We start from the raw sequence: 26,452 nt of genomic DNA, 5'->3' as shown, positions 1-26,452 counted from the left end.
GTGTGTGCGGAGCGGCGCCGGCCGGGGGTGCGCGGGGGGTCAGTCCTCGCCGAGGTAGGTCTTGCGGACGGAGGTGTCGTGGAGGAGGTGCGCGCCGGTGCCGGAGAGGGCGATGCGGCCGGTTTCCATGACGTGGCCCTCGTCGGCGAGGGAGAGCGCGGCGTAGGCGTTCTGTTCGACGAGGAGGATGGTGGTGCCCTGGTCGCGGAGGGCGCGGATGGTGTCCGTGATGGTGCGCATCATGATCGGTGAGAGGCCCATGGAGGGTTCGTCGAGCATGAGGAGTTTGGGGCGGGACATCAGGGCGCGGCCCATGGCGAGCATTTGTTGTTCGCCGCCGGAGAGGGTCCCGGAGGGTTGGCGGCGGCGTTCGCCGAGGACCGGGAAGAGGTCGTAGACGCGTTGGATGTCGGCGGTGATGGCGGCGGCGTCCTTGCGGAGGAAGGCGCCGAGTTGGAGGTTCTCGGTGATGGTGAGGCGGGGGAAGAGGCGTCGGCCTTCGGGGGAGTGTGCCAGGCCGCGTTGGACGATCTTGTGGGCGGGGACGCCGTTGAGGGGGTGTCCGTCGAAGGTGATCTTTCCGGCGCGGGGGGTGAGGAGCCCGGAGAGGGTGCGCAGGGTGGTGGTCTTCCCGGCGCCGTTGGTGCCGATGAGGGTGACGACCTGGCCGGCCCGGACGGTGAAGGAGATGCCTTTGACGGCTTCGATCTTGCCGTAGGCGATGTGGAGGTCCTCGACTTCGAGCAGCGGGGTCATGGGGTGTCTCCGGTGGGGTCTCCGGTGGTGTCGGGGGTGGGGGCGGTGTCGTCGGTGGTGCCGAGGTAGGCGGCGATGACGCGTTCGTCGGCCTGGACGGCGTGGGGGGTGCCTTCGGTGAGTTTGCGGCCCTGGACGAGGACGGCGACGCGGTCGCAGAGGCCGAAGACGAAGCGCATGTCGTGCTCGATGACGAGGACGGCGGTGCCGTGGTCGCGGATGGCGTGGACGAGGTCCTGGGTGGCGCGGGTTTCCTGGGGGTTCATGCCGGCGGTGGGTTCGTCGAGGAGGAGAAGTCCGGGTTCGCTGGCGAGGGCGCGGGCGATTTCGAGCTTGCGTTGTTCGCCGTACGGGAGGTTGCGGGCGAGGTGGTCGCGTTTGGCGGCGAGTCCGGTGAAGTCGAGGAGTTCCGTGGCGCGTTGGGTGCTGTGGCGTTCGGCGCGGGTGAAGGCGGGGGTGCGGAGGAGGGCGGACCAGAGTCCTTCTTTGGTGCGGGTGTGGCGTCCTACGAGGACGTTTTCGAGGACGGTCATGTTGGCGAAGAGGCGGATGTTCTGGAAGGTGCGGGCGATGCCGGCTCGGGTGACGAGGTGGGGTTTGGGGGAGAGGCGGGTGCCTCGGTAGGTGACGGTGCCTTGGGTGGGGGTGTAGAGGCCGGTGAGGCAGTTGAAGAAGGTGGTTTTTCCGGCGCCGTTGGGGCCGATGAGGCCGACGATCTCGCCGGTGCGGACGGTGAGGTCGACGCGGTGGACGGCGGTGAGGCCGCCGAAGCGCATGGTGACGTCGGTGGCTTCGAGGAGGGGGCCGGTCGCGGGCGCCGGGGTGCGGGTGGCGGGTGTGGGTGTGGGTGTGGTCATGGGGGTCACGCCTTTGCCTGGGGGGCGCCGAGGGTGCCGGTGGGGTCGGTGAGGCTCCCCCGGGCTCCGGCCGGGGGGACTCCCATGCCGGGGGTGGTGTCGGGTCGGTCCGGGTCGTGGAATTCGAGTTGTTTGCGGCGGTCGGGGACGAGTCCTTCGGGGCGGAGGCGCATGAGGAGGACGAGGGCGATGCCGAAGAGGAGGAGTTGGTAGTCCTGGAGGAAGTCGAGTTTGGCGGGGATGAGGAAGAGGAGGGCGGCGCCGACGAGGGGTCCGCTGAGGGTGCCCATGCCGCCGAGGATGACGGCGGCGAGGAGGAAGGCGGAGTTGGGGGGTTGGGGGCCGGCGAATTGGAATTGTTCGGGGGTGGCGGTGGTTACTACGTGTGCATGGACGGTTCCGGCGAGTCCGGCGAGGGTGGCGCCGAGGGCGAAGGCGAGGAGTCGGAGGCGGAAGCTGTTGATGCCCATGGCGACAGCCGCGGTTTCGTCCTCGCGGATGGCGATCCAGGCGCGGCCGATGCGGGAGGCGGCGGCGCGTCGGAAGACGAGGACGACGAGGGCGGTGACGAGGATCATCAGCAGGTAGTAGTTGCCGTAGGTGGCGAGGGGGAGGCCGAGGATGCGGTGGGGTTCGCCGAAGTTGAAGCCGAGGATCTCCAGGTTGGGGATGTTGGGGATGCCCATGGCGCCGTTGGTGATGTCGGGGCCGGTGGTGCCGTTGAGGTTGAGCATGGCGATGCGGAAGATCTCGCCGAATCCGAGGGTGACGATGGCGAGGTAGTCGCCGCGGAGGCGGAGGGTGGGTGCGCCGATGAGGACGCCGAAGACGAGGGAGGCCGCGGCGCCGGTGAGGAGGGCTGCCCAGAAGGGGAAGTGGAGGCCGAGGGCGGATTCGGGGGAGCCGGAGACGAGGGCGGCGGCGTAGGCGCCGACGCCGAGGAAGGCGACGTAGCCGAGGTCGAGGAGTCCGGCGAGGCCGACGACGACGTTGAGGCCCAGGGCGACGGTGGCGAAGATCAGGATGTTGGCGCCGATGAGGGTGTATTGGTCGGTGTCCTGGGTGAAGGGGAAGGCCGCGGCGGCGAGGAAGGCGGTGCCGAGGGCGGTGCCGCGGTGCCGGTGGGTGAGGGCGGTGAGCCGGGCGAGGAGTCCGGCGCGGTGGAGGGCGGGGACGGCGAGGGCGACGAGGACGAGGTAGCCGATGAAGGGGGCGCCGTCGTCGGTGTCGATGCCGTAGGTGAAGGCGAGCAGGGCGGTGGCGGTGGCGGCGGCGATGGCCAGGTGCTCGGCCCAGGTGGGGAGGGGGCGGGCGGGGGGCCGTAGGGGGCTGGCGGTGAGGGCCGCGGTCAGGCGTTGTCGGGGGTTGGTGGGGGGTGGGTCGGTGGGCTGGTCGGGGGGGAGGGCGAGGGCGCCGAGGAGGGTGATCAGGGCGGTGGCGCCGGCGAGGTAGCCGCCGGGTTCGAGGTTGACCAGGCCGCCGAGGTGGATGGCGATGGCGGTGAGGGTGAAGGCGGTGGCGGCGAAGGTGCCGAGGGCGGCGAGGAGGGCGGGGGTGGTGCGGCCGGCGGGGGTGAGCCAGCGGAGTCCGGGGAGGCCGTGTGCGGAGGCGGTGAACAGGAGGGTGAGGAGGGCGCCGGTGAGGGTGACGAGTTGGAGGCCGGCGGGGGAGCCGTAGTAGGTGAGGTCGCCGGGGAAGTCGCTGGTCCAGGTCCAGGCGAGGCCGGTGGTGGCGGCGGTGGCGAGGGCGCCGGCCGCGGTGGTGAGGCGGGCGGTGCGGGCGGGGAGGGGGAGGAGGCCCGTGGGGGTGGCGGGGGGTGTGGTGGTCATCGGTATCACGCCCGATCCGCGACGCGTTCGCCCAGGAGGCCCTGGGGGCGCAGGAGGAGTACGAGGATGAGGAGGACGAAGGCCCAGACGTCTTTCCAGGCGCCGCCGCCGAATTGCTCCATGCCGGGGAGGTGTTCGACGTAGGCGGTGGCGAGGGCTTCGGCGATGCCGAGGACGATGCCGCCGAGCATGGCGCCGTAGATGTTGCCGATGCCGCCGAGGACGGCCGCGGTGAAGGCTTTGAGGCCCATGATGAAGCCCATGCGGAACTGGACCTCGCCGGTGCGCAGGCCGTAGGCGACGGCGGCGACGCCGGCGAAGGCGGCGCCGAGGGCGAAGGCGAGGACGATGATGCGGTCGGTGTTGATGCCCATGAGGCGGGCGGTGTCGGGGTCTTGGGCGGTGGCCTGCATGGCGCGGCCGGTGCGGGTGCGGGCGACGTAGAGGCCGAGGGCGGTCATGCACAGGGGGGCGGCGATGAGGACGAAGAGGTCGCCGCGCTGGACGGTGGCGCCGAGGATGTTGAGGGCGTGGCCTTTGAACTGCGGGAAGACGCGGGCTTGTTTGCCGTCGGGGTACCACTTCCAGATGGCTTGTTGGAGGGCGATGGACAGGCCGATGGCGGTGATGAGGGGGGCGAGGCGGGGGGCGCCGCGGAGCGGGCGGTAGGCGAAGCGTTCCGCGGCGATGGCGACGAGGACGGACACCGTGACGCCGCCGAGGAGCATGGCGGGCAGGGCGACGGCGAGGGCGGTGCCGGTGGGGAGGGCGAGGTAGACGGTGAGGGCGCCGAATCCGCCGACCATGAAGATCTCGCCGTGGGCGAAGTTGATGAGCTGGACGATGCCGTAGACCATCGTGTACCCGATCGCGATGAGGCCGTACATCGCGCCGAGGATGAGTCCGTTGGCCAGCTGTTGCGGCAGTTCGGTCACCGCAGGGCCTCCGTGGGTGGGAAGGTATGCGTTTCCGTGGTGCCGGGGGCCGCGCCGGGGCGGGGGGTGGGGCCGGGCGCGGCCCGGTGCGTCGGTGGGGCCGGTGCGGCCGGTCAGCTCTTGTCGAACTTCTTGAATTCCGCGCTGAAGCGGGAGACCCAGGCGTTCTTTTCGACCTGGTAGGCGGTGATCATGGTGTTGGTGGTGTCGCCGTATTTGTCGAAGGCGATGTGGCCGGTGACGCCGTCGAAGGTGACGGTGTTCATGGCGGTGGTGACTTTTGTGCGGGCGTCGTCGGGGAGTTTTCCGTTGTTGGCGGTGACGACTTTCTTGACGGCCTGGATGAGGGCCCAGGTGGCGTCGTAGGTGGAGCCGCCGTATGCCTCGTGAGGTTCTTTGAATCCGGCGGCCTGGTAGGCGGCGATGAACTTCTTGGCGGAGGCGAGTTGTTCGACGGGCTTGCCGACCGAGGAGGCGTAGTCGCCCTGGGCCTTCTTGTTGAGTTTGATGTAGTCGGCGCTGTACATGCCGTCGCCGCCCATGAGTGGGGCGGTGACGCCGCCGTCCTTGAGTTGTTGGCTGAGCGGGCCGGCGGCGGGGTATTCGCCGCCGTAGAAGACCATGTCGGGGGTGGCGGCCTTGACCTTGGAGACGATGGCCTTGAAGTCGCGGTCGTCGGGGCTGATGTGTTCGGTGCCGACGACGGTGCCGCCGAGTTTGGCGAGCTGGTCCTTGAAGGAGGAGGCCAGGCCGGTGCCGTAGGTCTTCTGGTCGTCGATGACGTAAGCCTTCTTGGCCTTCATCTTTTCCCAGGCGTACTGGCCGTCGAAGGCGCCCTGTACTTCGTCGGTGGTGGCGGTGCGGAAATAGGTGGGGAATTGGCGGGCGCGTCTGTTCTGTTTCCAGTCTTTGCCCTGGGTGAGGTCGGGGGTGGTGTTGGCGGGGGATATCAGGGTGACGCCGTTTTGCTGGGAGACCTGTTGCATGGACTGGGCGACGCCGGAGTTGAGCGGGCCGACGATGCCGAGGACGCTTTTGTCGCCGGCGAGTTTGGTGGCGTTCTGTTGGCCGACGTTGGGGAGTGCCTTGTCGTCGAGGGGTTCGAGCTTGAAGGTGACGTTCGTGACCTCGCCGGTTTTGTTGGCGGTGTCGACGGCGAGTTGGGCGGAGTTGCGGATGCCCAGGCCCAGGGCGGAGAGTTCGCCGGTGGTCGGGGCGTCGAGTCCGATGACGACGGTGGTTTTCCCGCCGTCGGAGTTGTTGTTGTCGCCGCGGGATCCGCAGGCGGTGAGAGTGAGGGCGCCGGTGGTGAGTGCGGTGGTGATGAGGAGCAAGGAACGGTGACGCACGATCAGTCCTTTCCTTGGCCACGGCCACGGCTGACGCCTGGCCGGTTTGCGCACCGGGCCGTACGGGGCGGTACAGGGCCGTGCTCGTGCGCGCCCGGCGGCGCAGTGACTGGCGGTGAACTCTAGGGCGCCCTTCGGCTGGCCGGAACTGACCCTGTCGAGCTTGTGACGCTCTTGTTATGACCTTCTATGAGCGTTTTGCCGTCACGCTCCTTACCGGGAGACGGACGTGGAGCGGAGGGTGAACTCGCACTTCTGGCTCCGAGTTGGTGGGGCGGCACCGCTGTGACACCCGGCGATCGGAGGCGGTAGCCGGGAGGAGGGTCTTCGGCCGGCCGGCCACACGGCGTGCGCGTTACGCAGCGTTACGGGAAGGCGAACGGCCCCGCCCCGGGGTCCGGGTGCGGGGCCGTGGCGGCCGGTGCCGAGGCGCCGGCCGGCTGGCTGGTATCCGACGTCAGGCGCGGTACATGCCGGGGTCGGCGTCGCGCAGCAGGCAGGTCAGACGGGCGGTGCAGACCCGCTTGCCGTCCTCGTCGGTGATGGTGATCTCGTAGGTGGTGGTGGACCGGCCGCGGTGAACGGGGGTGGCCACGCCGGTGACCAGTCCGGAGCGGACGCCGCGGTGGTGGGTGCAGTTGAGGTCGACGCCGACGGCCGCCTTGGTGGGGCCGCCGTGCAGCATCGCGCCTACGGAGCCGAGGGTCTCGGCCAGGACGGCGGAGGCGCCACCGTGCAGCAGTCCGTAGGGCTGGGTGTTGCCCTCGACGGGCATGGTGCCGACGACGCGTTCGGGGGCCGCCTCGGTGACCTGGACGCTCATCCGCTCGCCCAGGTGCCCGGCGGAGAACAGGGCGGGCAGGTCGACCCCGATGCCGGCCCACTGATCGAGGATCTCCTGCGGGAACGTGGTCGTGCTCTGCTCACCCATGGACTGCTCCGTTTCGCTCGCCCTTGAACGCGCCCTTGATCGTCGCGGATCTGGGCCTGTTCCTATCAGGTCGTGGGGAGGGCGCCCGCTGCGGGGTGCCCGTTGCCGGCCCGTGGTCGCGCACCGCGCGGGCCGGCGGTCAGCTCTCCCGTGCGGCCTCCAGCCGGACGACCACGGACTTCGAGGCCGGGGTGTTGCTGGTGTCGGCGGTGTGGTCCAGCGGTACCAGGACGTTGGTCTCGGGGTAGTAGGCGGCCGCGCAACCACGGGCGGTGGGGTAGTGCACCACCCGGAAGCCGGGGGCGCGCCGTTCGCTGCCGTCGGTCCACTCGCTGATCAGGTCGGCGTAGGCGCCGTCGGCGAAGCCGAGTTGATGGGCGTCGTCGGGGTGGACGAGGACGACGCGGCGGCCGTTCTTGATGCCGCGGTAGCGGTCGTCGAGGCCGTAGATGGTGGTGTTGTACTGGTCGTGGGAGCGCAGCGTCTGGAGGAGCAGCCGCCCTTCGGGGGCGGTGGGGTATTCCACGGGGGCGGCCGTGAAGTTGGCCTTCCCGGTGGCGGTGGGGAAGCTGCGGCTGTCCCGGGGGGCGTGGGGCAGGGCGAAGCCTCCGGGGCGGGCGACCTTGGCGTTGAAGTCCTCGAAGCCGGGGATGACGCGGGCGATCCGGTCGCGGATCGCGGCGTAGTCCGTCTCGAACCGCTCCCAGGGGGTGTTGCTGTCGGAGCCGAGGACGCGGCGGGCGAGGCGGGCGACGATGGCTGGTTCGGACAGGAGTTGGGGGCCGGCGGGCTCCAGGCGGCCGCGGGAGGCGTGCACCATGCCCATGGAGTCCTCGACGGTCACGAACTGGTCGCCGCTCGCCTGGCGGTCGCGTTCGGTGCGGCCCAGGGTCGGCAGGATCAGGGCGCGGGCGCCGGTGACCGCGTGGGAGCGGTTGAGCTTGGTGGAGACGTGCACGGTGAGGCGGGCGCGTCGGACGGCGGCTTCGGTGACGTCGGTGTCGGGTGTGGCGGCGACGAAGTTGCCGCCCATGGCGAAGAAGACCTTGGCCCGGCCGTCGCGCAGGGCGCGGATGGCGCGGACGACGTCGTAGCCGTGCTCGCGGGGCGGGGCGAAGCCGAACTCCTTCTCCAGTGCGTCGAGGAAGGCCGGTGCGGGCCGTTCGAAGATGCCCATGGTGCGGTCGCCCTGGACGTTGCTGTGGCCGCGTACGGGGCAGACGCCGGCTCCGGGGCGGCCGATGTTGCCGCGCAGCAAGAGGAGGTTGACGACCTCCTGGATGGTGGGCACGGAGTGCTTGTGCTGGGTCAGGCCCATCGCCCAGCACACGATGGTGCGCTCGGAGGCGAGGACCATGGCCAGGGCGCGCTCGATCTCGTCGTGGGTGAGTCCGGTGGCGCGCAGGGTGTCGTCGGCGTCCTCGCCGGCGCGGGCCAGGGCCGCGAACTCCTCGAAGCCGTGGGTGTGGTCGCGGATGAAGTCCTCGTCGAGGGCGCCGTCGGTCTGCAGGATGCGGCGGTTGAGGGCGCGGAAGAGGGCCTGGTCGCCGCCGATGCGCACCTGGAGGAAGAGGTCGGTGAGGGCGGTGCCGCCGCCGGCCAGGCCGCGCGGGGTCTGGGGGTTCTTGAACCGCTCCAGGCCGGCTTCGGGCAGCGGGTTGATCGAGATGATCTTGGCGCCGCCGGCCTTGGCCTTCTCCAGGGCGCCGAGCATCCGGGGGTGGTTGGTGCCCGGGTTCTGCCCGGCGACGATGATCAGGTCGGCCTTGTAGAGGTCCTCCAACAGGACGCTGCCCTTGCCGACGCCGAGGGTGCCGGTGAGTGCGGAGCCGGAGGACTCGTGGCACATGTTGGAGCAGTCGGGGAGGTTGTTGGTGCCGAACTCGCGGGCGAAGAGCTGGTAGAGGAAGGCGGCCTCGTTGCTCGTCCGGCCGGAGGTGTAGAAGACGGCCTCGTCGGGGGAGGCGAGGGCGGTGAGCTCTTCGGCGATGAGGTCGAAGGCGCGGTTCCAGGTGACCGGTTCGTAGTGGTCGGCGCCCTCGGGGAGGTACATGGGGTGGGTGAGGCGGCCCTGCTGGCCGAGCCAGTAGCCGCTGCGGGTGGCGAGGTCCTCGATCGAGTGGGCGGCGAAGAAGTCGGGGGTGACCCGCCGCAGGGTGGCTTCCTCGGCGACGGCCTTGGCGCCGTTCTCGCAGAATTCGGCGGCGTGCCGCTTGTCGTCCTCGGGCCAGGCGCAACCGGGGCAGTCGAAGCCGTTCTTCTGGTTGACCCGCAGCAGGGTGAGGGCGGTGCGGCGGACGCCCATCTGCTGCTGGGAGATCTTCAGCGCGTGGGCGATGGCCGGGATGCCGACCGCGGAGTGCTGGGGCGCGCCGACCTCGGGCGCGTCCTGGACGGGGTCCGACGCGGGCGGCTTGCCTGCCATGGCGCTCTCCCTCGGGTCGTGTGCCGGGGTCGGGCCGCCGGGTCGCGGCGGATCGTTGCCGTGCACATCTGCTTCGTGCGCCCTCGATCCTGTCATGGACGGGGAGGGGCGAGTAAGGGGACTGCGGGGCGGTGGGCGCGCCGCGGTGGTGGTCCGTCGGCGGTCCGCCGGCTCGGTGTCTCCCGTCGCGGCGGGGATTGTCAGTGGGGCGTGGCAGGATCGGGGGCGTGGCAGGAAAGGCAGTGAAGATGAGCGAAGCGACCGGCACCGAGGCGGCGGGCGGCCGTCCGCGCCTGCTCCTGATGGACGGGCATTCCATGGCGTACCGGGCGTTCTTCGCCCTGCCCGTGGAGAATTTCACCACCGCGACCGGGCAACCGACCAACGCGATCTACGGCTTCGCGTCGATGCTCGCGAACACCCTGCGTGACGAGGCGCCCACGCACTTCGCGGTGGCGTTCGACGTCTCCCGCAAGACGTGGCGCTCCGAGGAGTTCCCCGAGTACAAGGCGAACCGCTCCAAGACGCCCGACGAGTTCAAGGGCCAGGTCGAGCTGATCGGCGAGCTCCTCGACGCGATGCACGTCAAGCGCTTCGCGGTGGACGGCTTCGAGGCCGACGACGTCATCGCCACCCTGGCCACCCAGGCCACCGCCCAGGGCTTCGAGGTGGCGATCGTCACCGGCGACCGCGACTCCTTCCAGCTGGTCTCCGAGGACGTCACGGTCCTCTACCCCACCAAGGGCGTCTCCGAGCTGACGCGCTTCACCCCCGAGAAGGTCGCCGAGAAGTACGGCCTGACCCCTGCCCAGTACCCGGACTTCGCGGCCCTGCGCGGCGACCCGTCGGACAACCTCCCCGGCATCCCCGGCGTCGGTGAGAAGACCGCCACGAAGTGGATCAACCAGTTCGGTTCGTTCGCCGAGCTGGTGGAGCGCGTCGACGAGGTCAAGGGCAAGGCGGGGCAGAACCTCCGCGACCACCTGGAGTCGGTGCAGCTCAACCGCCGGCTGACCGAGATGGTCCGGGACGTCGAGCTGCCCTGCGGCCCCGCCGAGCTCAGCCGCGCGCCCTACGACCGCGAGGCCCTCAAGGTCTTCCTCAACGCCCTGGAGATCCGCAACCAGGGCCTGCGGGACCGCCTCCTGGCCGTGGACCCGGGCGCCGCCGAGTCCGACGAGACGGTCGAGCCGGCCGCCGGCATCGCGGTGGACGGCACCGTCCTCGGCACCGGCGAGCTCGCCCCGTGGCTGGTCGAGCATGGCACCGGACCGCTGGGCGTGGCCACCGTCGACGTGTGGACGCTGGGCAGCGGCAGCGTCGCCGAGGTGGCGCTGGCCACCGGGCAGGGTCCGGCCGCCTGGTTCGACCCGGCCCAGCTGGACGAGGCCGACGAGCGGGCCTTCGCCGCCTGGAGCGCCGATGCGGCCCGGCCCAAGGTGATGCACAACGCCAAGGGCCTGATGCGGGTCTTCGGCGAGCACGGCTGGCGCATCGACGGCGTCGCCATGGACACCGCACTCGCCGCCTATCTGGTCACGCCCGGCCGCCGCTCCTTCGCGCTGGACGCCCTCTCCATCGAGTACCTGGGCCGCGATCTCGCCCCGGCCGCCGCCGGCGACGGTCAGCTGGCGTTCGGCGCGGACGAGGAGGCCGAGGCGGAGGCCCTGATGGCGCAGGCCCGCACGGTCCTCGACCTCGGGACGGCGTTCGATACGAAGCTGGCCGAGGTCGGCGCCACCGATCTGCTGCGCGACGTCGAGCTGCCCACCAGCGAGCTGCTGGCCCGGATGGAGCGGGCCGGAATCGCCGCCGACCGCGGCTGGCTGGAGCGCATGGAGCAGCAGTTCGCGGGCGCCGTGCAGCAGGCCGTCAAGGAGGCGCACGCCGCGGCCGGCCACGAGTTCAACCTCGGCTCGCCCAAGCAGCTCCAGGAGGTCCTCTTCGGTGAGCTGGGCCTGCCCAAGACCAAGAAGACCAAGACCGGCTACACCACCGACGCAGACGCGCTGGCCTGGCTGGCCGCCCAGACCGACAACGAACTCCCGGTGATCATGCTCCGCCACCGGGAGCAGGCCAAGCTGCGGACCACGGTCGAGGGCCTGATCAAGACCATCGCCGCGGACGGCCGGATCCACACCACCTTCAACCAGACCGTCGCGGCCACCGGCCGGCTGTCCTCCACCGACCCCAATCTGCAGAACATCCCGGTGCGGACGGACGAGGGCCGGGCGATCCGCCGCGGCTTCGTCGTCGGCGCGGGCTTCGAGTCGCTGCTGACCGCCGACTACAGCCAGATCGAACTCCGGGTGATGGCCCACCTCTCCGAGGACGAGGGCCTGATCGAGGCGTTCGCCTCCGGCGAGGACCTGCACACCACCGTCGCCTCCCAGGTCTTCTCGGTCGCCAAGCACGACGTCGACCCGGAGATGCGCCGCAAGATCAAGGCGATGTCGTACGGCCTGGCCTACGGACTCTCCGCGTTCGGCCTCTCCCAGCAGCTGGGCATCCAGCCCGACGAGGCCCGCAAGCTGATGGACAACTTCTTCGAGCGGTTCGGTGGGGTGCGCGACTACCTCCAGCGCGTCGTCGAGGAGGCCCGCGCCACCGGCTACACCGAGACGATCCTGGGCCGCCGCCGCTATCTGCCCGACCTCAACAGCGACAACCGCCAGCGCCGCGAGATGGCCGAGCGGATGGCGCTGAACGCCCCGATCCAGGGCACCGCCGCCGACATCGTCAAGATCGCGATGCTGCGGGTCGACGCCGCGCTGCGCACGGCGGAGCTGACCTCCCGGATGCTGCTCCAGGTCCACGACGAAATCGTGGTCGAGGTGGCCCCCGGCGAGCGCGCCGCGGTCGAGGAAGTGGTCCGGAAGGAGATGGCCGCCGCCGTCGAACTCCGCGCCCCGCTCGATGTCTCGATCGGCTCCGGCAAGGACTGGGAGTCGGCGGCGCACTGACCGCCGCCCGGGGTGCGTACGGTGCTCGCGCCGTACGCACCCCGGCCCGTCCGCCCCGTCAGGTGGCTTCGGCCCCGGCGCCCGCCGGCCGCCCCGGCGCGGTCCCGTCCGCCGCGGCCCCGCTCCGGCGCGCCCGCCGGTCCAGCAGCCGGAAGGCCGCCGCACAGACCAGCAGCCCCGGTACGAGCCCGGCGCCCGCCCCGAAGAGCAGGTCCGGCAGGTAGTCGAACCACCCCACCGTCGCCCCGTGGACGGCGTACGCCCGCAGCGTGCGATACCCGGCGCCGAGCAGCACCCCCAGGACGACCGGGGCGGCGAGCAACAGCCGTAGCCGCACGGGCAGTTCGGGCACCGCCCGCCCGACCCCGCAGGCGCCCGGTGCGGGGCGCTCCCGCAGCGCCGCCCACAGGAACCACCCGGTCCCCGCCAGCGCCAGCGCCGAGGTCCCGTACTGCACGTACATGGCCAGCGGCCGGTCGCCCACCACCGTGTTGAGTACGGGGACCAGTCGGGTGCCCCAGCGGCCGGGATGGGTGAAGGCGTCCCAGACCACGTGGGACGCCGAGCCGAGCACCGCCGACACCACGAACCAGCCGGCCAGCGCGGCCCGTTCGCGGGGCGTCTGCGGCCGCCCCGGCCGCCCCTGGACGAACGCCCCCATCCGCTCCCGCCCGGCCCGCGGCAGCAGCGCCAGCAGCGGCGCGCGCACCAGCAGCCAGCCGCCGACCAACACCGCGGTGAGCAGCACGTCCACCGTCACCACGCCGGCCGGGGCGTGGGTGACCGTGCCGAACGCCATGCCGCCCGGAACCACGGTGTCCGCGTAGTACGTCACATCCGGTGCGAACGAACCGGCGACCAGTGCGGAGGCGACCAAGGGGCCGCGCGCCGCGCCGGTTCGACGGATGAGCGGCAGGACGGCGGCGGCATGGCTCAGGGTGAACGGCATCTGCCCCTCCTTGATCGATTCGGATCATTATGTGGCCGATGCGAGTGGTGGCTGTGCGGCCCGAGTTGTCGTAGTGTCGCCGGAGTTGAGGCGCTGGGGAGCGCCGTACGGCGTCACGCACGACACGCCAGGACCTGCGACAGGTGCGGGCGGTTGGTCGACATGGAGGGGACACCAGGTATGGCAGCCACATTCCGGCGGCGGCTCCAAAGGGGAACGGCCTCGACGGCCGTGGCAGCGGCGGCGCTGGCCGCGCTGACCGCCTCCCAGGCGCCCGGTGCCGCCGAGCGCCCGGTCGCCCGCGCCGACCGCAGCCCCGCACCGCCCGCCGGCACCCCCATCGACGGCGGCTCGCCGTATTACACCGACCTGCCACCCCTCAAGAGCCCCGTCCCACCGAACGGTTCCGGCCATCCCAGCGGCACCGGAAGTCCGACGCACGGCCCGTCCCAGGCAGGTATTCCGGCCACCGTCCTGGCCGCCTACAAGAAGGCCGAGGACCAACTCCGCGCGTCCGACCCCGGTTGCCGGCTGCCCTGGCAACTGCTCGCCGGGATCGGCGAGGTGGAGTCCGGCCACGCCCGGGGCGGCGCGGTCGACGCCGAGGGCACCACCCTGCAACCGATCCTCGGCCCCCAGCTCAACGGCCACGGCTTCGCCCTGATACCCGACACCGACCACGGCCGCTACGACGGCGACACCACGCATGACCGCGCCGTCGGCCCGATGCAGTTCATCCCCTCCACCTGGTCCCAAGGGGGTCCGCACGGCGCGGGCTGGGGCGCCGACGGCAACGGGGACGGCGTCAAGGATCCCAACAACGTCTTCGACGCCGCCCTCGCCGCCGGACGCTACCTCTGCGCCAACGGCCGCGACCTGTCCGTCCAGGCCGACCTGGACCGGGCCGTCCTCGGCTACAACGACTCCGGCGCGTACCTGCAACTGGTGCTGTCCTGGTACGCCTTCTACCGGAACGGCACGTTCGAGGTGCCGGACGGCAAGGGCGTGCTCCCCGTACAGCGCGGCGGCGGCACCGCCGGCACCCCTGGCGGCGCAGGGAAGGACGGCCGGGGCCGCGGCGGCACGAAGGGCACGCCCCCGGCCCCCGGTGGCACAGCCGGCCAGGAGAAGCCCAACGGGCCGGGCTCCCCGGGCGGTTCGCCCGGAGCCGGCGGCTCCACCGGGCCCACCCACGGAGACGGCACCCGTACCCCCACGCCGCCCACGAAGCCGGCCCCCGACCCGAAGCCCACCCCGACCCCCACGCCCACTCCGAAGCCGCCCACGAAGCCCGCCCCGCTCACCGCCCTCGAACCGGCCGGCGACAAGGACGGCAAGGACCTCACCGCCACCGCGGGCACCGACTTCGCCACCGCACCCCGGGTCCGCGCCAAGGACGCCGACGGCAAGCCGGTGGCCGGCGCCGGCGTCCGCTTCACCCTCACCGGCACCACCGGCACCCGCTTCCCCGGCGGTGCCACCGCGGTCACCGTCACCACCGACAAGGACGGCCTGGCCGCCGCCCCCACGCTGCACGCCGGCGACACGGCCGGCCCGTTCACCGTCCGGGCCACCGCCGACGGCCGCACCGTGCCCCCCGTCGACTTCACCGGCACCGTCACCGCCAAGCCCGCACCGAAGGCCGACGCGCTCGCCCGGACCTCCGACAAGGAGCTGACCACGAAGGCCGGCGGCGCTTACGCCGACGACGCCGTCCAGGTCAAGGCGACCTACCAGGGCAAGGCCGCGGCCGGGGTCGCGGTCACCGCCACCCTGATCACCGACGACCCGAAGAAGCCCGTCGAGAACGACCGGGGCCCCTACTTCAAGGACCCCAAGGCCACCGGCGCCGACAAGGACAAGCCGGTCCGCGCCCTCACCGGCCTCACCACCGACGCCGACGGCCTGCTCACCCTCCCGAAGATCTACACCGACACCCACGCGGGCACCTTCCGGCTCCGGCTGACCACCGCCGACGGCGCCGTGCTGACCGTCACCCTCACCGTCACGGCACCGGCCGCCGCCTCCTGACCGCCCGGCCCCCGGCCGCACCTCCACCGCTACCTTCACCGCCGTCCCGCCCGTTCGCCCGGGCGGGACGGCGGTGAAACGTGTTCTCATCTCGGCCGCCCGTTGCTACCGTGCCCCCGCCCTGACGCTGCATCAGTTCAGTTCTCCGGGAGGACGGCCATGCGCGCCCTGATAGCAGCCGCGATCGGCCTGGCCGCGGCGCTCGCCCTCATCTTCACCGTCACCGCGATCGGCGCCCCCAAGGGGCGTACCTCCCCCAAGCCACTGCTGACCACCGTCCCCGCACACCCCTGAGGGAGGGCCGCCACCGCCATGCGCCGAACCCCGCCCGGCACCGGGGCGCACCCGTCGAAGCAGCGGAGAGGGATGCGCCGCACCGCGAGCCTCGTCCTGCTCGGCCTCGCCGCCTTCTTCACCGCACTGTCCCCGTTGATGCGGTGGTACGCCTTCCCCCGCCTCGCCAAGATCCCGCCCAGCCAGTACCAGGACATGGTCCTGGAGGCCCGGCCCGCCACCCTCCTCGACTACGGCACCATGAAGGCCCGGCAGGTCCCCGAGGTCACCATCGTGCAGACCCTCAAGGGCAACGTCGCCGAGGCCGACCGGATCGAGCGCACCACCGGCCGCGACGTCGTGGTCTGGGACGCCCTCTCCTACGTGGCCGGCCCCGACGGCAAGATGGTCTCCGAGATCCCCGAGCGCTACATCTTCGACGCGCACTCCCAGGACCCCGTCCACGCCACCGGCGAGATGGTCGACGGCGACCCCGTCCGCCGGTCCGGCATCGAGTACAAGTGGCCGTTCCTCACCGAGAAGCGCGACTACGCCTACTTCGACCCGCAGACCCGCACCTCCGCCCCCATCCACTACAAGGGGACCCGCACCTACCGCGGCCTGGAGGTCTACTACTTCGAGCAGGCCATCCCGTGGACCAAGGTCCCGCTCCCCAAGAAGATGCCGGTCAAGGGCATCACCCCGGAGGCCGTCGAGAAGATGGGCACCACCCGCTGGTACTCCACCACGCGGATGTTCTGGGTCGACCCGGTCACCGGAGCCCCGGTCAACGGCGAGGAGATCCACAAGGAAGAACTGCGCGGCGGCCAACTGCTGCCCGGCGGCGGCAAGGTCACCGCCTTCGCCGGCCACGTGAAGATGCGCGCCGACTACGTCGACGCCACCGTTTCCCTGGTCAAGTCCCAGCGCACCCTCGTGCTGCTGCTCACCAGCTACCTCCCCTGGGGCTTCCTGGCCCTCGGCGCCGTACTCCTCGCCGTCAGCCTGCACCTCGAAGCCCGCGCCCGACGGCCCCGCCGCGACGCCGCGCCACCGGCGGCCGACGGCGTTGTCAGTGGCGGGCCGTAGCGTGGAGACATGACACCGACGAGCCGACCGCCCAGTCCCCGAACGACCTGCCCCGGAAGGGAGATGACGCGCCAGGACGCCCCCGGAAAGCGGGGCGCGCGGGGTCGTCCGCCCCGCGGCGGGACCGCCCCGCCCGGCGGGCTCTCACCCCCGCCGCAGCCGCGCCGTGGTGTGCCGGGTCGGTTCGGCCGTCGAAGGGTCCTCCGGCCAGGGATGCTTGGGGTAGCGGCCGCGCAACTCCGCGCGGACGGCCCGGTAGCCCTCCCGCCAGAAGGAGGCCAGGTCCGCCGTGACCGCCGCCGGCCGCCCCGCCGGGGAGAGCAGGTGCACCACCACGGGCACCCGCCCGCCAGCCAGCCGCGGCGACTCCCGCAGCCCGAACAACTCCTGCAACTTCACGGCCAGTACGGGCTGCTCACCGTCGTAGTCCACGCGCACCCGGGACCCGCTCGGCACCTCGATCCGCTCCGGCGCCAGCTCCTCGAAGCGCACCGCCTCACCGGTCGCCCACGGCAGCAGCCGGGTCAGTGCCTGCCCCGCGTCCACCCGCGCCAGATCGGCCCGCCGCCGCGCCCGCCCCAGCTCGGGCCCCAACCACTCCTCGACGCGCTCCAGCAGCGCCGCGTCCGACACCTCCGGCCACGGCGCGCCCACCTCCCGGTACAGGAACGCCATCCGCTGCCGCACCGCGATCGCCCCGGCGGTCCACCGCAGCAGCCCGAGCCCCTCCCGCCGCAGACCGTCGACGACCGCGTCCCGCAGCAGTGCGGGATCCGGTGCGGTCAGCGGCCGGGCCGTCAGCTCGATCGCGCCCAGCCGGGTCACCCGCCGGGCCACCACCTCCCCGTCTGCCCACCGCACCTCCTCCCCGGAGGAGTACAGCGCCGCGGCCGCGGCACGGGCGGTCTCCTCGTCGATCACCGCCGCGAGCCGGATCCGCGCGGACGCCGCCGTGACCGGCCGGTCCGCCACCGCGACCGCCAGCCACGCCGCGTCCCGCAGCCGCGACCCGTCCCCGGCCCGGCCCCCGGCCTCCGCCCCGACCAGATCGGCCCCGGTCCCGGACGCCATCAGGTAACTGCCTGCCCCGCGCGCCCGGGCCACCCGCTCCGGAAAGGCCAGCGCCGCGATCAGTCCGGCCACCGCGTCCTCGGAGGCGGGCCCTCCGGTCGCCGACCCCGGCCGCTCGCCGCCCTCCCGCTCGGGTTCCCCGGCCGCCGACGCCAGCCGCCGCGCCTCCTGCCGCCACCGCGCGGCGTAGGCATCGCCGCCCCGGCGCGCGGTGCGCCACGCGGCCGCCAGGTCGTCCCCGTAGGACCGCGGCGGCTCCTCGCTGAGCAGCGCCACCACCTCCGCGGCGCGCCGCACCCCGACCTCCGCCGCGCCGTCCACCAGCGCGCGGGCCAGCCGCGGGTGCAGCCCGAGCCGCGCCATCCGCACGCCCCGCCCGGTGGCCCGGCCCGCCGCGTCCACCGCGCCGATCGCCGCCAGCACCTCCTGGGCCGCGGCCAGCGCCCCGGCCGGCGGCGCGTCGAGCAGCGCCAGCCCGCTCGCGGCCGGATCACCCCAACAGGCCGCCTGGAGGGCGAACGCGGTCAGATCGGCGACCTTGATCTCCGGATCCGGGAAGCGCGGCAGCCGCCCGTCCTCCCCCTCGGCCCAGCAGCGGTAGACCGCACCGGGCCCCTGCCGCCCGGCCCGCCCGGCCCGCTGCCGCCCCGCCGCTCGCGAGGCCCGCACGGTCGCGAGTGCGCTGAGCCCGCGCGCATGGTCCCTCCGCGGCACCCGCGCCAGCCCGCTGTCCACGACGGTCCGCACTCCCGGCACGGTCAGACTGGACTCCGCCACGGAGGTCGCCAGGACGACCCGGCGGGCTCCGTCCCCGCCGGCCAGCACCGCGTCCTGCACCTCGGCCGGCGCCCGCCCGTGCACCTGCAGCACCTCGGCGTCCACCCCGCCCAGCTGCCCCGCGACCCGCGCGATCTCCCCGACCCCGGGCAGGAAACACAACACGTCGCCGGCCCGCTCGCGCAGCGCCCGCCGCACCACGGCGGCGACGTGCGCCAGCAGCGCCGGATCCACCCGCATCCCGTGCGCCGGCGCGACCGGCCGCGCCGGCGGCGCCCACACGACCTCCACCGGGTGCGAGACCCCCGCCGCCTCCACCACGGGAGCCGGCCCCCCGGCGCCGCCCAGCAGACGCGCCCACCCCTCCGCATCCGTCGTCGCGGAGGCGGCGAGCACCTGCAGCTCCGGCCGCAGCGTCGCCCGTACGTCCAGCAGGAAGGCCGCGCAGGTATCGGCGTCCAGATGCCGCTCGTGGCACTCGTCCAGCACCACGACGTCCACCCCGGCCAGCTCCGGATCGCGCTGCAGCCGTTGCAGCAGCACCCCGGTGGTCACCACTTCCACGTCCGTGCGGGGCCCGGCCCGCCGCTCCCCGCGCACCGTGAAGCCGACACGGTCGCCCACCCGCTCGCCGAGCAGCCACGCCATCCGCCGGGCCGCCGCACGGGCCGCGATCCGACGCGGCTCGGCGACCACCACCCGCCGTCGCGGCCCCGCGCCGGTCAGCCCGGCGAGCTCCAGCGGCACGAGAGTCGTCTTGCCGGTACCCGGCGGCGCGCACAGCACTGCGGCACCGACCGTGTCGAGGGCACTGCGCAGCGCGGGGAGCGCGCTGCGGACGGGCAGCTGGGCGAGGGCGGCAGCGGGCGTACCCACGGCCGGGGAAGGGGTGAGGCTCACCGCTCCAGTCTGCCGCCCGGTCCGCCAGCGCCGGCCGCCCGCCCCGGCGCGGGCGGACCGGGGATCGTTACGCCCCGTCCGCCGTGCACACGAAGATCGCCGTCCCCGGGATCAGATGCCCGCGCAGCGGCGACCAGCCACCCCACTCCTGGGTGTTCCAGTCCGGCCACTCCGGTTCGACGAGGTCCACCAGCCGGAAGCCGGCGGCCACCACGTCCCGCACCCGGTCACCCACAGTCCGGTGGTGCTCCACGTACACCGCCCGCCCGTTCTCGTCCTGCTCGACGTACGGCGTGCGGTCGAAGTACGACGCCGCCACCGAAAGGCCCTCCGGCCCGGGCTCGTCGGGGAACGCCCAGCGGATCGGGTGGGTCACCGAGAAGACGAACCGCCCGCCCGGCCGCAGCACCCGCCGGACCTCGCGCAGCACCTGCACCGGATCGGCGACGAACGGCAGCGCCCCGTAGGCGGAGCAGGCCAGGTCGAAGCTGCCATCGCGGAACGGCAGCGCACCCGCGTCCGCCTCCACCAGGTCGACCGGGCCGCCACTGTCGTCGCCGGCGATCCGCAGCGCGTGCTGGAGCTGTCGGTGGGAGAGGTCCAGAGCCACCGGAAGCGCCCCCTGCGCCGCCAGCCAGCGGGAACACTGCGCCGCCCCGGCCCCGATCTCCAGGATCCGCCGCCCCTTCAGCTCCGCGGTCGGCCCCAGTAGTGCGGCATCCGCTTCGTCGAGCCCTTCCGGGCCCCAGACGAACCGGTCGTCCCCGAGGAAGGAACCGTGCTCCCTTTGATAGTCGTCCGCATTGCGGTCCCACCAGCCGCGGCTGGCCCGGCTGCTCTCGGCGTCCGAGGCGGAACGGCGGGTCGCCTCCGGCTCGCTGTCCTTCGCGTATTGGCTCATCGCGCCCGTCGTCGTAGTCTTCGCTGTGCTTGTCGCAGCGGGGGACTGTGAGGCCGAATGGCCTCGCGGAACATCGCGTGCGCCGGTTATGGGGCCTTCTGTCCCGGGTGTGCGCCTTTCGCGCATTGACCCTGTCCGGCTGCCCCCGTATGCTACAAGTTGCGCTGCGGGCCTGCGCGCCTCGGACGGAGCAGGCCGCGCTCGCATCTGTATGAATGTCCCCTCGGTTTTGAGGCGTTTCGGGTTGCTCCGGCTTTTTGCGGGGCGTCCGGAGGATGCGCCTTAGACGCTGTCCGGTCTGATGCAGAGGCGATACGGGCTCTCGGCGTAGCAGTACCTACGACTTCAATGTCCGTACCGGAGCCCTTACCCACATGACGAGCAGCACCGAGACCACCGCCACCACCCCGCAGGTAGCGGTCAACGACATCGGTAACGAGGAAGCCTTCCTCGCCGCGATCGACGAGACGATCAAGTACTTCAACGACGGCGACATCGTCGACGGCGTCATCGTGAAGGTCGACCGGGACGAGGTCCTGCTCGACATCGGTTACAAGACCGAAGGCGTCATCCCGAGCCGCGAGCTCTCGATCAAGCACGACGTCGACCCGAACGAGGTCGTCAAGGTCGGCGACGAGATCGAGGCCCTGGTTCTCCAGAAGGAGGACAAGGAAGGCCGTCTGATCCTGTCCAAGAAGCGCGCTCAGTACGAGCGTGCCTGGGGCACGATCGAGAAGATCAAGGAAGAAGACGGCATCGTCACCGGTACCGTCATCGAGGTCGTCAAGGGTGGTCTCATCCTCGACATCGGCCTCCGTGGCTTCCTGCCGGCCTCCCTCGTCGAGATGCGCCGCGTCCGCGACCTCCAGCCCTACGTGGGCAAGGAGCTCGAGGCCAAGATCATCGAGCTGGACAAGAACCGCAACAACGTGGTCCTGTCCCGCCGTGCCTGGCTCGAGCAGACCCAGTCCGAGGTCCGCCAGACGTTCCTCACGACCCTCCAGAAGGGTCAGGTCCGCTCCGGCGTCGTTTCCTCGATCGTCAACTTCGGTGCCTTCGTGGACCTGGGTGGCGTCGACGGTCTCGTGCACGTCTCCGAGCTGTCCTGGAAGCACATCGACCACCCGTCCGAGGTTGTCGAGGTCGGCCAGGAAGTCACCGTCGAGGTCCTCGACGTGGACATGGACCGCGAGCGTGTCTCCCTGTCGCTGAAGGCGACGCAGGAAGACCCGTGGCAGCAGTTCGCCCGTACGCACCAGATCGGCCAGGTCGTCCCCGGCAAGGTCACGAAGCTGGTTCCGTTCGGTGCGTTCGTCCGCGTGGACGAGGGCATCGAGGGTCTGGTCCACATCTCCGAGCTGGCCGAGCGCCACGTGGAGATCCCGGAGCAGGTCGTCCAGGTCAACGACGAGATCTTCGTCAAGGTCATCGACATCGACCTCGAGCGTCGCCGCATCAGCCTCTCGCTGAAGCAGGCCAACGAGGCCTTCGGTGCCGACCCGTCGACGGTCGAGTTCGACCCGACCCTGTACGGCATGGCCGCGTCGTACGACGACCAGGGCAACTACATCTACCCCGAGGGCTTCGACCCCGAGACCAACGACTGGCTCGAGGGCTACGAGACCCAGCGCGAGGCCTGGGAGACCCAGTACGCCGAGGCGCAGCAGCGCTTCGAGCAGCACCAGGCCCAGGTCATCAAGTCCCGCGAGGCCGACGAGCAGGCTGCGGCCGAGGGTGCTGCCGCTCCGGCGGCCGGCGGCGGCCAGGGCGGCGGCGGCACCGTCTCCGGTGGCTCGTACTCCTCGGAGTCGGCGGACAACTCCGGCGCCCTGGCGTCGGACGAGGCTCTTGCCGCGCTCCGCGAGAAGCTGGCCGGCGGCCAGAGCTGAACGGTTCCACCGTCAGCGCTAGCCGGTTGAGGTAGCTGAAGACGCAAGGCCCGCTCCCTTCGGGGGGCGGGCCTTCGTCGTGTCGTGGGGCGGTTGCCAGTGGACCGGTCGGGGCGTGAGCCGGGGGCGTGCGCCAGGTGGTCCGCCGGGGTGCGCATCAGCCGACCGGGACTCCCGGGTTGGCGGTGCCCCGGCCGCCGGTGACCGTGTTGTCGCCCGCGATGCTGACCGGGCAGCTGTCTGCCTGGTAGTTGGTGATGTTGAAGGCGTAACGGCCCGCGCCGGTGGCCCCGCTGAGATCGGACCGGTTGCCGCGGAAGACCGCGCCAGAGCCCCAGCCCGGCTGCTGGGTGTGGGTCTCGTAACCGTTGTTCGTGGTGTGGACGCCGGTGTTGTTCTCGACGAGAACCTTGTTGCCCTTGATGTCGACCCATGAGTCGTCGAAGTTGGCGCCGGTCAGTCCGCTGCCGTCGAAGTTGTTCCCGATTATCTTGGTGCCGGTCGTCCCCTCCTTGATGTCGACGTTCTCGCCGCCGACGCCCGTGCCGATCGTGTTGTCCAGGATCTGCACGTTGTCGCTCTTGTCGTCCGTGCCGCCCGCGCTGCCCACGTAGAGGCCCTCGCCCATCCCCCTGCCGTCCTTGCCGGTGTCGCGGATGGTGGAGTTCCGGATGATCCCGTCCTTGCTGGACGTGCGGAAGTGCACGCCCTCCATGGTCAGGTCGTGGACGGTGACCGTATCGATCACTACGCCGTTGGCGGCGTCCATCACGATGCCCTTCTGGCCGCCGGTGACGGCGAGGCCCTGCCCGGTCCAGTACGACGCCCCGTCCAGGTGGAGGCCGTAGCCGCCGCTGGCAGTGAGCACGGTCTTGGGCGAGCCGGTGAGGGTGATGCGGGAAGCGGCGTTTCCGGCCGTGGAAGCGGAGAAGTTGCCGCGGTAGGTGCCGTCGGCGAGCTGGATGGTGTCGCCGGGGCGGGCGGCGGCGAGGGCGCTTTTGAGCTCTGTGCCGCGGTCGAGACGTTGACCACGCGGGCGGGGAGGTTGTCGAGGGGGTGGTAGCAGGGGTCGGGGTGGGCGCGCCATGAGCGGTGGTGGCGGTGGTGGCGGCCAGGAGGGCGGCGGCGGAGGGGGTGGTGAGGGGGCCGGTGCGCATTCAACTGCCTTTCCGTATATGAACGTTGGGCGGGGATGTGAATCGCTGGAGCGGTGGTGAAGCTAGAGGTACGGACCAAGGAGCGTCAGGGGATCGCACCGGAGTGGGGTGAGGTGCGGTGAACGGGCCGGCGGTGAGGTTGTGGTAACTGGCCTGGGGGATCTTGGGGTTCATTGATGTGAATGGTTGGAGTTGTGGGAGGGGGAGGGAGGGGGCGTGAGCGGTGGGTGGCGGTTTTGGCTGGGCTGGATGGGTCTCGGGTTGGTGGGGCTTGGGGGAGTGGTGCTGCTGGGCGGGGTGGTTTAGGAGCAGGCCCGGGAGGGGCTGGAGGTGGGGTCGGGTAGGCCGGGCTGGAGTGCTTGGCCGGGAATGCGAGGCCGGGAATGCCGGGCCGGGAATGCCGGGGGCCGTGCGGGACGTTCTTGCCTGTGGACACGAGGAGGAGCGGTCACTGTGTTGGATCCCCAGGGGTTGTACGAATGGGAGCCGAGCGGGCTCGCGGCGGTCGAGGCGATCACTGCCAGGGATTCCGCCGGCCTGGTGCTGCTGTACCACTTCGACGGCTACATCGACGCCGGTGAGACCGGCGATCAGATCGTGGAAAGGCTGTTGGACGGCCTGCCGCATCGGGTCGTGGCCCGCTTCGACCACGACCGGCTGGTGGACTATCGTGCGCGCCGCCCGCTGCTCACCTTCGAACGGCATCGCTGGACCGCGTACGAGATCCCGAGCATTGAATTGCATCTGGTCGAGGACGCCACCGGTGCGCCCTTCCTGCTGCTGTCCGGGCCCGAACCGGACGTGGAGTGGGAGCGGTTCGCGGCGGCGGTCCGGCAGATGGTGGAGCGGCTCGGCGTCCGGCTGTCGGTCAATTTCCATGGCATTCCGATGGGCGTCCCGCACACCCGGCCCGTGGGTCTCACGCCGCACGGCAACCGCACGGACCTGATGCCGGGGCACAGCAGCTTCTTCGACGAGGCCCAGGTGCCCGGCAGCGCCGAGTCCCTCATCGAATTCCGGCTGGCAGAGGCGGGCCACGACGTCCTGGGCGTGGCGGCGCACGTACCGCACTACATCGCCCGGTCCGCGTACCCGGACGCCGCGCTCACCGCTCTGGAGGCGGTGACGGCCGCCACCGGCCTGGTGCTGCCGAACGCCGCGCACGCACTGCGCACGGAGGCGCTGCGGACGCAGGAGGAGATCGAACGGCAGATCTCTGAGGGCGACGAGGAACTGGTCGCCCTGGTCAGCGGTCTTGAGCACCAGTACGACGCAGTGGCCGGGGCGGAGACCCGGGGCAACCTCGTCGCCGAACCGGTGGAACTCCCGTCGGCTGACGAGATCGGCCGCGAATTCGAACGCTTCCTGGCGGAGCGCGAGGCCGAGGGCGGCGGGGCGTGATCTGAGGCGGGGCGATGGGTGGGGGCTTGGAGGGGGCTGCCGGCCGCTAACTGCAGCCCTAGCGAAGCTAGTTAGCGGGCTGTCTGGGGGTTTGGTCACCTCCCGTCCCCTCTCGCCGGTGGGCCGTGCCCCGGACGGTGGGCCCGCTGTGAGACTCCGGGTCGGTGTGGTTGCGGGTCGGTTCGTCTTCGGACGGTGTGGCCCCGAACGGTGTGGCTCCGGTCGTGTTCGGGGCGGCGCCCGGGCGTCGTACCGCTGCACCGGCCGTATAGCGTGGGGTCATGGTGAAGGTGGGGCTGACCGGCGGGATCGGTGCCGGCAAGAGTGAAGTGTCGCGACTGCTGGCGTCGTACGGTGCGGTGATCGTGGACGCGGACAAGATCGCACGCGAGGTCGTCGAGCCGGGGACACCCGGACTCGCGGCGGTGGTCGAGGAATTCGGGGCGGACGTCCTCGCACCGGACGGCACCCTGGACCGGCCGAAGCTGGGCGCGCTGGTCTTCTCCGACCAGGAGAAGCTCAAAGCGCTCAACGCGATCGTGCACCCGCTCGTCGGCGCGCGGTCGGCTGAACTTGAGGGATCGGCCGGATCCGACGCCGTGGTGGTCCACGACGTGCCGCTGCTGACGGAGAACGGCCTGGCGTCGCTCTACGACCTGGTGGTGGTTGTCGACGCGGCACGGCAGACGCAACTGGACCGGCTGGTGCGGCTGCGAGGCATGTCGCAGGACGAGGCGGCACAGCGGATGGCGGCGCAGGCCAGCCGCGAGGAACGGCTGGCCATCGCCGATCTGGTGATCGACAACGATGGTCCGCTGGAGGCGCTGGAGCCCCAGGTCCGCGAGGTGTGGGAGCGCCTGCGGGGCGCCTGAGTTCGGGCGATAGCCTCACCGCCATGACAACCGCCGAGCTTGATCCACAGACCCCTGCCACCGGACCCGGAAGCACCGCCGGGGACACCGGCCCGGCCGCCGACTCCGCCGACGCTGCTCCCGGATCGTTCGTGGTGAACGTCCCCGGACTCGCGGACGCCGATCTGGAGCCGGAGCCGCTCGACCCCGAACAGGTCGTCGCCGGTGACCCGGTGGTGACCGGCAAGGTGCTGTGGGAATCACCGGACGGCCGCCAGATCCGGGGCATCTGGCAGATCACACCGGGTGTGGTGACCGACACCGAGGCGAACGAACTGTTCGTGGTCGTCAGCGGACGCGCCACCATCGAGGTCGAGGGCGGCCAGGTACTGGAGGTGGGGCCGGGCGACGCCTGCGTCCTGCGCGAGGGTGACCGCACGCGATGGACGGTGCACGAGACGTTGCGCAAGGCGTATCACATCAGCCTCTAGCGGCGGTGCATCGGCGTCAGCGTGAGGGGCTGACGTCGGTGCGGGACGCGCCACTGGTAGTTGGGCACCCGGCGGGACGAGACCGCCGGACCGGGAATGCGGCAATGGACCCGCGTGTTGACGACGTCGTTGTCGCACCGCACAGATCGCCGTACGGAGCATGGTCCTTGCTGACCTGCCCGACGACACCCGGAGAGGAGACGGCCCGTGCCCGAGCGCAGTCCCGAGACACACGTCATTGATTACCGTGCCGCGGAGCAACTGCTGTCCGCCCGTGATCCGCGCGGCGCGATCCGACTGCTGGATTCGGTCATCAGCGCGCACCCCGAGAACACCGCAGCGCGACTGTTGCGCGCCCGTGCCTTCTTTCTCTCCGCCCAACTCCGCCCCGCAGAGCTGGAGTTCCAGATCGTGCTGGAGCGCGAACCGGACAATGCCTTCGCCCACTTCGCCCTCGGCCGCACCCTGGAACGCGCCAGCCGTCCCGACGCGGCGCGGCGTCACTTCCGCCTGGCCGCAGCCCTCGAACCGCGCCCGGAATTCCTCGAAGCCGCCCGCTTCGCCCCGGACCGGGGCAACGGGGACCGCGCGGTCGGTCCGGATGACGCCGCCGGGTAACCACCGTCG

General features: G+C 71.7%; 19 protein-coding genes and 1 pseudogene. 9 read left to right on the top strand and 11 right to left on the bottom strand.

Annotation, left to right across the window (positions count from 1 at the left end; translation table 11 throughout):
- Positions 1–39: 39 nt before the first annotated feature.
- The 7 genes from ACFVT2_RS07050 to ACFVT2_RS07020 all read right to left on the bottom strand — a co-directional run bounded on the left by ACFVT2_RS07050 (position 40) and on the right by ACFVT2_RS07020 (position 9,082).
- Positions 40–756 carry an ABC transporter ATP-binding protein gene (locus tag ACFVT2_RS07050; protein WP_390013091.1) on the bottom strand — a complete coding sequence of 239 codons (717 nt, stop codon included), beginning with the start codon at positions 754–756 and terminating at the stop codon, positions 40–42.
- Positions 753–1,613: an ABC transporter ATP-binding protein gene (locus ACFVT2_RS07045; RefSeq protein WP_390013089.1), complete on the bottom strand. Its 861-nt coding sequence runs from the start codon at positions 1,611–1,613 to the stop codon at positions 753–755. The genes ACFVT2_RS07050 and ACFVT2_RS07045 overlap by 4 nt, the downstream gene beginning before the upstream one ends.
- A gap of 5 nt (positions 1,614–1,618) precedes the next feature.
- On the bottom strand, positions 1,619–3,442 hold the full coding sequence (locus ACFVT2_RS07040; RefSeq protein ID WP_390013087.1) for a branched-chain amino acid ABC transporter permease: 1,824 nt from the start codon (positions 3,440–3,442) through the stop codon (positions 1,619–1,621).
- Positions 3,443–3,447: 5 nt separating this feature from the next.
- Positions 3,448–4,377 (bottom strand): branched-chain amino acid ABC transporter permease, encoded by a 930-nt coding sequence (locus ACFVT2_RS07035; protein WP_390013085.1) that lies wholly within the window; start codon positions 4,375–4,377, stop codon positions 3,448–3,450.
- A gap of 113 nt (positions 4,378–4,490) precedes the next feature.
- On the bottom strand, positions 4,491–5,711 hold the full coding sequence (locus tag ACFVT2_RS07030; protein ID WP_390013215.1) for a branched-chain amino acid ABC transporter substrate-binding protein: 1,221 nt from the start codon (positions 5,709–5,711) through the stop codon (positions 4,491–4,493).
- A 472-nt stretch (positions 5,712–6,183) separates the two neighbouring features.
- Positions 6,184–6,657, bottom strand: a complete 474-nt coding sequence (locus tag ACFVT2_RS07025) for a PaaI family thioesterase (RefSeq protein ID WP_390013083.1) — start codon at positions 6,655–6,657, stop codon at positions 6,184–6,186.
- A gap of 139 nt (positions 6,658–6,796) precedes the next feature.
- On the bottom strand, positions 6,797–9,082 hold the full coding sequence (locus ACFVT2_RS07020; protein WP_390013081.1) for an FdhF/YdeP family oxidoreductase: 2,286 nt from the start codon (positions 9,080–9,082) through the stop codon (positions 6,797–6,799).
- Between the two features lie 248 nt (positions 9,083–9,330).
- Here ACFVT2_RS07020 and polA point away from each other — a divergent pair, with 248 nt between their 5' ends.
- Positions 9,331–12,045, top strand: coding sequence for a DNA polymerase I (polA, locus tag ACFVT2_RS07015; RefSeq protein ID WP_390013079.1), 2,715 nt, complete (start codon positions 9,331–9,333; stop codon positions 12,043–12,045).
- A gap of 58 nt (positions 12,046–12,103) precedes the next feature.
- Here polA and ACFVT2_RS07010 read toward each other — a convergent pair whose 3' ends face one another.
- Positions 12,104–12,994 (bottom strand): DUF4184 family protein, encoded by an 891-nt coding sequence (locus ACFVT2_RS07010; RefSeq protein ID WP_390013077.1) that lies wholly within the window; start codon positions 12,992–12,994, stop codon positions 12,104–12,106.
- A gap of 180 nt (positions 12,995–13,174) precedes the next feature.
- On the opposite strand from ACFVT2_RS07010, the gene ACFVT2_RS07005 reads away from it, so the two are divergent.
- The 3 genes from ACFVT2_RS07005 (at position 13,175) to ACFVT2_RS06995 (ending at position 16,387) form a co-directional block, all read left to right on the top strand.
- Positions 13,175–15,025: a lytic transglycosylase gene (locus ACFVT2_RS07005; RefSeq protein ID WP_390013075.1), complete on the top strand. Its 1,851-nt coding sequence runs from the start codon at positions 13,175–13,177 to the stop codon at positions 15,023–15,025.
- Positions 15,026–15,184: 159 nt separating this feature from the next.
- Positions 15,185–15,319, top strand: a complete 135-nt coding sequence (locus ACFVT2_RS07000; RefSeq protein WP_390013073.1) for an SPW_0924 family protein — start codon at positions 15,185–15,187, stop codon at positions 15,317–15,319.
- Positions 15,320–15,391: 72 nt separating this feature from the next.
- The gene (locus ACFVT2_RS06995; RefSeq protein ID WP_390013071.1) at positions 15,392–16,387 is read left to right on the top strand and encodes a DUF3068 domain-containing protein; all 996 of its coding nucleotides are present in this window, start codon (positions 15,392–15,394) and stop codon (positions 16,385–16,387) included.
- 144 nt (positions 16,388–16,531) lie between these two features.
- Here the strand turns inward: ACFVT2_RS06995 and hrpB are convergent, their stop codons facing one another.
- Positions 16,532–19,135, bottom strand: a complete 2,604-nt coding sequence (gene hrpB, locus ACFVT2_RS06990) for an ATP-dependent helicase HrpB (RefSeq protein WP_390013069.1) — start codon at positions 19,133–19,135, stop codon at positions 16,532–16,534.
- A gap of 67 nt (positions 19,136–19,202) precedes the next feature.
- On the bottom strand, positions 19,203–20,036 hold the full coding sequence (locus tag ACFVT2_RS06985; RefSeq protein ID WP_390013067.1) for a class I SAM-dependent methyltransferase: 834 nt from the start codon (positions 20,034–20,036) through the stop codon (positions 19,203–19,205).
- 374 nt (positions 20,037–20,410) lie between these two features.
- On the opposite strand from ACFVT2_RS06985, the gene rpsA reads away from it, so the two are divergent.
- Positions 20,411–21,925 (top strand): 30S ribosomal protein S1, encoded by a 1,515-nt coding sequence (rpsA, locus tag ACFVT2_RS06980; protein ID WP_390013065.1) that lies wholly within the window; start codon positions 20,411–20,413, stop codon positions 21,923–21,925.
- 157 nt (positions 21,926–22,082) lie between these two features.
- Here rpsA and ACFVT2_RS06975 read toward each other — a convergent pair.
- Positions 22,083–23,082 (bottom strand): annotated as a pseudogene (locus ACFVT2_RS06975) (right-handed parallel beta-helix repeat-containing protein).
- Positions 23,083–23,535: 453 nt separating this feature from the next.
- Here ACFVT2_RS06975 and ACFVT2_RS06970 point away from each other — a divergent pair.
- The 4 genes from ACFVT2_RS06970 (at position 23,536) to ACFVT2_RS06955 (ending at position 26,443) form a co-directional block, all read left to right on the top strand.
- Positions 23,536–24,483: a PAC2 family protein gene (locus ACFVT2_RS06970; protein ID WP_390013063.1), complete on the top strand. Its 948-nt coding sequence runs from the start codon at positions 23,536–23,538 to the stop codon at positions 24,481–24,483.
- A gap of 281 nt (positions 24,484–24,764) precedes the next feature.
- Complete coding sequence (gene coaE / locus ACFVT2_RS06965) at positions 24,765–25,355, top strand: dephospho-CoA kinase (protein WP_390013061.1); 591 nt, start codon at positions 24,765–24,767, stop codon at positions 25,353–25,355.
- 23 nt (positions 25,356–25,378) lie between these two features.
- Complete coding sequence (locus tag ACFVT2_RS06960; protein WP_390013059.1) at positions 25,379–25,825, top strand: cupin domain-containing protein; 447 nt, start codon at positions 25,379–25,381, stop codon at positions 25,823–25,825.
- 207 nt (positions 25,826–26,032) lie between these two features.
- Positions 26,033–26,443: a tetratricopeptide repeat protein gene (locus tag ACFVT2_RS06955; RefSeq protein WP_390013057.1), complete on the top strand. Its 411-nt coding sequence runs from the start codon at positions 26,033–26,035 to the stop codon at positions 26,441–26,443.
- Positions 26,444–26,452 lie beyond the last annotated feature (9 nt).

This window comes from Streptomyces sp. NPDC058000 (assembly GCF_042886435.1).
In the GTDB taxonomy this organism is placed as follows: Bacteria; Actinomycetota; Actinomycetes; order Streptomycetales; family Streptomycetaceae; genus Streptomyces.
Note: the sequence above shows the minus strand (reverse complement) of the source record. Positions and strands in the feature narration are given on the sequence as shown.

What these genes read in the sequence shown, in the direction of transcription:
- ACFVT2_RS07000 (WP_390013073.1), top strand. Translation starts at nt 15,185, where the DNA reads ATGCGCGCCCTGATAGCAGCCGCGATCGGCCTGGCCGCGGCGCTCGCC.
- ACFVT2_RS06960 (WP_390013059.1), top strand. Translation starts at nt 25,379, where the DNA reads ATGACAACCGCCGAGCTTGATCCACAGACCCCTGCCACCGGACCCGGA.
- ACFVT2_RS07020 (WP_390013081.1), bottom strand. Translation starts at nt 9,082, where the DNA reads ATGGCAGGCAAGCCGCCCGCGTCGGACCCCGTCCAGGACGCGCCCGAG.
- ACFVT2_RS07010 (WP_390013077.1), bottom strand. Translation starts at nt 12,994, where the DNA reads ATGCCGTTCACCCTGAGCCATGCCGCCGCCGTCCTGCCGCTCATCCGT.
- ACFVT2_RS06995 (WP_390013071.1), top strand. Translation starts at nt 15,392, where the DNA reads ATGCGCCGCACCGCGAGCCTCGTCCTGCTCGGCCTCGCCGCCTTCTTC.
- coaE (WP_390013061.1), top strand. Translation starts at nt 24,765, where the DNA reads ATGGTGAAGGTGGGGCTGACCGGCGGGATCGGTGCCGGCAAGAGTGAA.
- ACFVT2_RS07005 (WP_390013075.1), top strand. Translation starts at nt 13,175, where the DNA reads ATGGCAGCCACATTCCGGCGGCGGCTCCAAAGGGGAACGGCCTCGACG.
- ACFVT2_RS07050 (WP_390013091.1), bottom strand. Translation starts at nt 756, where the DNA reads ATGACCCCGCTGCTCGAAGTCGAGGACCTCCACATCGCCTACGGCAAG.
- ACFVT2_RS07025 (WP_390013083.1), bottom strand. Translation starts at nt 6,657, where the DNA reads ATGGGTGAGCAGAGCACGACCACGTTCCCGCAGGAGATCCTCGATCAG.
- ACFVT2_RS06985 (WP_390013067.1), bottom strand. Translation starts at nt 20,036, where the DNA reads ATGAGCCAATACGCGAAGGACAGCGAGCCGGAGGCGACCCGCCGTTCC.
- polA (WP_390013079.1), top strand. Translation starts at nt 9,331, where the DNA reads ATGAGCGAAGCGACCGGCACCGAGGCGGCGGGCGGCCGTCCGCGCCTG.
- rpsA (WP_390013065.1), top strand. Translation starts at nt 20,411, where the DNA reads ATGACGAGCAGCACCGAGACCACCGCCACCACCCCGCAGGTAGCGGTC.
- ACFVT2_RS07045 (WP_390013089.1), bottom strand. Translation starts at nt 1,613, where the DNA reads ATGACCACACCCACACCCACACCCGCCACCCGCACCCCGGCGCCCGCG.
- ACFVT2_RS07040 (WP_390013087.1), bottom strand. Translation starts at nt 3,442, where the DNA reads ATGACCACCACACCCCCCGCCACCCCCACGGGCCTCCTCCCCCTCCCC.